The organism is Actinosynnema sp. NPDC059797 (genome assembly GCF_042732085.1).
Taxonomy (GTDB): Bacteria; Actinomycetota; Actinomycetes; order Mycobacteriales; family Pseudonocardiaceae; genus Actinosynnema.
Map to the genome: position 1 here is coordinate 1 of NZ_JBHWIE010000470.1, position 4,832 is coordinate 4,832.

The following is a 4,832-nucleotide window of genomic DNA, read 5'->3' on the forward strand; positions in this document are numbered from 1 at the left end:
GCGATCGGCCGCTACGCCCACGGCGTCCTGCAGCGCATCCGCGGTGTCGCCGCCCCCGCCCTCGTGCCCGAGGACTTCGCCGCCACCCTGCGCGCCCACCCGCCCACGCCCGGTCATCCCGGACCGATTTCAATTCCCGCACACCCTCACCTAACGTGGAGGTGTGACCATGGCTCGAACCCCCGCACCTCCACCGGCCCTCGCCCCCGGCGCCCTGCGCGTCACCGCCCTCGGCGGTCTCGGCGAGATCGGCCGCAACATGACCGTGTTCGAGCACGAGGGCAAGCTGCTCGTCGTGGACTGCGGGGTGCTGTTCCCCGAGGAGCACCAGCCGGGCGTGGACGTGATCCTCCCGGACTGGACCTGCCTGCGCGACCGGCTGTCCGACGTGGTCGCGGTCGTGCTGACCCACGGTCACGAGGACCACATCGGCGGGGTGCCCTACCTGCTGCGCGAACGCCCCGACATCCCGATCGTCGGCTCCCGGCTGACCCTGGCGCTGCTGTCGGCCAAGCTCGTCGAGCACCGCATCACGCCGGTGCAGGTGGAGGTCGAGGAGGGCAGGCGGCTGGTCCGCGGGCCGTTCGACCTGGAGTTCCTGGCGGTCAACCACTCCATCCCGGACAGTCTGGCCGTCGCGATCCGCACCTCCGCCGGCCTCGTGCTGCACACCGGCGACTTCAAGATGGACCAGTTCCCGCTGGACGGCCGGATCACCGACCTGCGCGGGTTCGCCCGCCTCGGCGAGGAGGGCGTCGACCTGTTCCTGGTCGACTCCACCAACGCCGACGTGCCCGGCTTCACCACCTCCGAGCGCGACCTCGCCCCCGCGATCGACGAGGTCTTCCGCACCACCCCGCGCCGGGTGATCGTGTCCAGCTTCGCCAGCCACGTCCACCGCATCCAGCAGGTCCTCGACGCAGCCCACGCCCACGGCCGCAAGGTCGCCTTCGTCGGCCGCTCCATGGTCCGCAACATGGGCGTGGCCACCGAGCTGGGCTACCTCAACGTGCCCGACGGCCTGGTCGTCGACATCAAGCGCATGGACCGGATGCCGCCCCACCAGGTGACGCTGGTGTGCACCGGCTCCCAGGGCGAACCCATGGCCGCGCTGTCCCGCATGGCCGGCGGCGACCACTCGATCCAGGTCCAGGAGGGCGACACCGTCCTGCTGGCCAGCTCGCTGATCCCCGGCAACGAGAACGCCATCTACCGGGTCATCAACGGCCTGGTCGACCGCGGCGCGAACGTGGTGCACAAGGGCAACGCCAAGGTCCACGTCTCCGGCCACGCCAGCGCCGGCGAGCTGGTCTACTGCTACAACATCGTGCAGCCGGCCAACGTCATGCCCGTGCACGGCGAGGCGCGCCACCTGCGCGCCAACGCCGAACTGGCGATCAAGACCGGGGTCGCCCGGGACCGGGTGCCCATCGCCGCCAACGGCCACGTCGTCGACCTGTACGACGGGCGCGCCGAGATCACCGGCCGCGTCGAGGTCCACAACGTCTACGTTGACGGGCAGACCGTCGGCGGGGTCACCGAGGAGTCGCTGGCGCAGCGCCGCACCCTCGGCGAGGAGGGCGTCATCACCGTCGTCGCGCTCGTCGACCTCGACACCCGCCGGCTGGCCGAGCCGCCGGACTTCATCGCCCACGGCTTCGAGCACGACGCCTCCACCTTCGCCCCGGTCATCCCCGCCATCGAGAAGGCCCTCGCCGGCGCGAACAAGCGCGGCGTCACCGACTTCGAGGAGCTGGAACGGCTCATCGCCCGTGAGGTGCAGTACTGGGCGCACCGGACCCACCGCCGACGCCCCGTGATCATCCCCGTGGTCATCGAGGCCTGAGCACGTCGCGGAAGCCCGGGAGGTTCGAGCCGCCGACCCCTGCCGTCAGCGGCCTCCTCCCGGTCCCGACCGCTCCCGCACGGCGGCGTGCGCGGCGGGGCGCTCGCGGTCCTCGCGCCGACGCGGGACGGGTCAGGCGGGCAGCCCCCGGTCCGGTTGCCGTGAGCTGAGGGCCAGGACGGCCCACACGGTCTTGCCGACGGCGTGGCGCAAGGCCCCCCACTGGCTGCACAGCTGGTCCACGAGCACCATCCCGCGACCGCGGGTCACCCGCACCGAGGAACGGCCGACCACCGGCATCCGCGGTGACAGGTCGACCACCTCGATGCGGATCAGGTCGCGGGCGCGCCGCAGTCGCAGGTGCAACGGGTGTCGTCCGTGCTCGTAGGCGTTGGTCACCAGCTCGGACGCGACCAGTTTCGCGTCGGTGACCTCCTCGTCGCCGAGGTCGGCGAGGACTTCGCCGGTCCACTGCCGCACCTCGGAGAGCGGTGGCACGTCCCCCACCAGGTCCAGCACCGCGGTTTCGGACGACTCGTCGGGTCGGGTTCGGGCTCTGGCGGGGTACGGGGCGTCCTCACCGACGATCATGCTGTCCTCCTGGAGCGTCTGACTTGGTGACCAGGTACCCCTGCGGCCCGCCGCCGACACCCCTCCCCGATCACCCGATGCGGTCGATCAACCACCGTCGGACGTCCCGGGCCTCCCGCGCCGGCCCGGGGCGACGACCGTGGCACCGCCGGCGTGGTCGCCGAGAGCCGTGTCCGCGCCCGGTGCGATCAGTCGCCCGGCGCCGGGACGGACAGGTGCTGGTGGATCATCTGCCAGTCGCCGTCGCGCCGCCGGAAGACGCGGGTGCCGCGGGACCGGATCTCGACGCCGCCCCCCACGATGCGGTCGAGCCCCCACGCCACGGCCAGGTCGCCGCACGCACGGGTGGTGAGGTCGGGGACGTCGAAGTCGATGGGCCCCGGTGACGCCTGGAGGCCGCGTCGGCACACCTCGCGGACGTCGTCGATCCCGACGTACTGCAGCGGCCCCGCGTGCTCGTAGACACGACATCCGGCGCGACGTGCTCCATCAGCCCGTCGAGGTCTTTCGCCGCGGTGCGGTCGAACCACCGCTCGTGCACCGCCGGGACCTCGGCGCCGGACACGTCCGCGCCCGCTGTGACGTCGGGCGACTCGATCCCGAACACCGCGCCGGACGCCTGCCACTCGAAGAAGCCCGGCCAGGTCTCGCGGTAGGCGTCGATGCCGCGCACGCCCCGCTCGGGCGGGGGGACGTCGAACATGACGATGTCCGGCGCGTGGTCGGCGAGCACGGTGGGGAGGTCTCCGTCGTGGACGGCGGCGGCCCACCGTTCGATGAGGTCGCGGATCTGCTGTTCGTCGGTCATGGTCGTCGCTCTGCAGCGCCTGACCGCGCTCCAGCGGGCGGTGCTGATCCTGCGCGAGGTGCTCGGCTTCTCCGCGGCCCAGGTGGCCGAACAGCTGGACACGTCCCCCGCATCGGTGAACAGCGCCCTCCAACGAGCCCGAAAAGTGATCGACTCGACCACGCCGACCCAGCAGGCCGTGCTGCGCGACCTCGGCGACGAAGCGATACCTGCCCGGCGGCCTCGACGTCCTCGCGATCCAGGGTGGCCGCATCACCGAGGTGACCTCCTCCCCCACCGCCGACCTCACCCGGTTCCGGCTATCGGCGCACCTCCGTTGAACGAATACACCGGCGCTCGGTCAGGACAGCCCCGTCTGAGCCCAGCTGCGAACCGGCAGGCGATTGTTCATCTGCAACACGAAGATGATGCAGGAAATCGCCGCGGCGACACCGAGGACCCAGAACGCACCGAGGCCGAAGCGGGCGAGGGCCGGCACACCGTGGCGACCGAATACGTACCCCGTCGTCCACCCCAAGGCCAGGACGCTCGCCCCGGCGAAAGTGAACAACAACGGCAACGTGGAGCCCAGGAAGTGCGGGCGCCGCCTTTGCCGGGCCTCCAACCACCGCTCCCAGCCAAGCCCTCCGGGCACCCGGTGGCTCAACTCGTCCTTGATGTACATCGCAACCCTGAGGGTGCCGAAGTGCTGCGCCACGAGGCGACCGCACAGCAGGTACGAACCGAACGGGACGATCAACAGCAGCGCGGTCATCCCCGGCCGCGTGATGGCGAACCCGAAGATGGCACCGGTGAACGTCAACTGGAACGACAGCAGCTGCTGCTGCGCCTTCACCCTTTCCAGTATTTCGTCACGAAGCGCGGCGAATTCCGCCAACGCCCCTTCGACACCCTCGACGGAAACCTCGGACGAAGATCGCACAACACGACGATACGCACACCGAACAGCCCGGTGAGCGGAACCGGGGCACATCACCCGTACGGCGCACGCGAAATGACCATTCCCGGCCAGGAGGCATCACCCGTGATCACCGCCTCGCCCGCGGGCCCTCGGTCCTGCCGCCACGTGCGCGATCACGGCTGCGGTCGACGTGCCAGGATCTTCAGGTGGACGAAGCCGAGCTGGTGATCGGACCGGAGTCGGGGATACCGGTGGACGAGTTGCTGGCGCTCTACGAGGCGGTGGGCTGGTCTGCCTACACCGACTCACCCGGCCTGCTGCGGGCCGGGGTGGCCGGGGCGTCCTGCGTGGTGACCGCGCGCCGGGGCGGGAGGCTGGTCGGCCTCGCTCGCGCGTTGTCCGACGGGGCGACCATCTGCTACCTGCAAGACGTGCTCGTGCACCCGGCCGAGCAACGCCGCGGGATCGGCCGCGCGCTGGTGAGGGCGGTGCTGGACCGCTATCGCACGGTCCGGCAGAAGGTCCTGCTGACCGACGACGAACCGGGCCAACGCGCCTTCTACGAGAGCCTGGGCTACGCCGAGATCCGCGACCACGGGTCCGGCACGCTGCGCGCCTTCGTCCGTTTCGACGACGGCGCCTGAGGGCCGACGGCCCTCGACGCGGCACCGCGCCGGTGCGGATCG

6 protein-coding genes and 2 pseudogenes are annotated in these 4,832 nt (G+C 71.2%); 4 read left to right on the forward strand and 4 right to left on the reverse strand.

Annotated features, from left to right (window positions below; all coding sequences use genetic code 11):
• The first annotated feature begins 169 nt into the window (after nucleotides 1-169).
• Nucleotides 170-1,846: a ribonuclease J gene (locus ACFV4N_RS39895; RefSeq protein ID WP_499677881.1), complete on the forward strand. Its 1,677-nt coding sequence runs from the start codon at nucleotides 170-172 to the stop codon at nucleotides 1,844-1,846.
• Nucleotides 1,847-1,978: 132 nt separating this feature from the next.
• On the opposite strand, the gene ACFV4N_RS39900 is transcribed toward ACFV4N_RS39895, so the two are convergent.
• Entirely contained in the window at nucleotides 1,979-2,437 is a 459-nt protein-coding gene (locus ACFV4N_RS39900) for an ATP-binding protein (RefSeq protein ID WP_499677882.1), read from the reverse strand.
• Nucleotides 2,438-2,625: 188 nt separating this feature from the next.
• Complete coding sequence (locus ACFV4N_RS39905) at nucleotides 2,626-2,847, reverse strand: nuclear transport factor 2 family protein (RefSeq protein WP_499677883.1); 222 nt, start codon at nucleotides 2,845-2,847, stop codon at nucleotides 2,626-2,628.
• 105 nt (nucleotides 2,848-2,952) lie between these two features.
• Between ACFV4N_RS39905 and ACFV4N_RS39910 the strand changes: the two genes are divergently transcribed.
• The gene (locus ACFV4N_RS39910) at nucleotides 2,953-3,093 is read left to right on the forward strand and encodes a hypothetical protein (RefSeq protein ID WP_499677885.1); all 141 of its coding nucleotides are present in this window, start codon (nucleotides 2,953-2,955) and stop codon (nucleotides 3,091-3,093) included.
• Here ACFV4N_RS39910 and ACFV4N_RS39915 read toward each other — a convergent pair.
• Nucleotides 3,060-3,245 (reverse strand): annotated as a pseudogene (locus ACFV4N_RS39915) (YybH family protein); the annotation flags it as partial. The gene ACFV4N_RS39910 and the pseudogene ACFV4N_RS39915 overlap by 34 nt on opposite strands.
• Between ACFV4N_RS39915 and ACFV4N_RS39920 the strand changes: the two are divergent.
• Nucleotides 3,244-3,378: pseudogene (locus ACFV4N_RS39920) on the forward strand (sigma factor-like helix-turn-helix DNA-binding protein); the annotation flags it as partial. The pseudogenes ACFV4N_RS39915 and ACFV4N_RS39920 overlap by 2 nt on opposite strands.
• A gap of 207 nt (nucleotides 3,379-3,585) precedes the next feature.
• Here ACFV4N_RS39920 and ACFV4N_RS39925 read toward each other — a convergent pair.
• Nucleotides 3,586-4,167 carry a hypothetical protein gene (locus ACFV4N_RS39925; RefSeq protein WP_499677886.1) on the reverse strand — a complete coding sequence of 194 codons (582 nt, stop codon included), beginning with the start codon at nucleotides 4,165-4,167 and terminating at the stop codon, nucleotides 3,586-3,588.
• Between the two features lie 185 nt (nucleotides 4,168-4,352).
• Between ACFV4N_RS39925 and ACFV4N_RS39930 the strand changes: the two genes are divergently transcribed.
• A complete protein-coding gene (locus tag ACFV4N_RS39930) occupies nucleotides 4,353-4,790 on the forward strand; it encodes a GNAT family N-acetyltransferase (protein WP_499677884.1) in 438 nt (145 codons plus the stop codon).
• The last annotated feature ends 42 nt before the right edge of the window (nucleotides 4,791-4,832 follow it).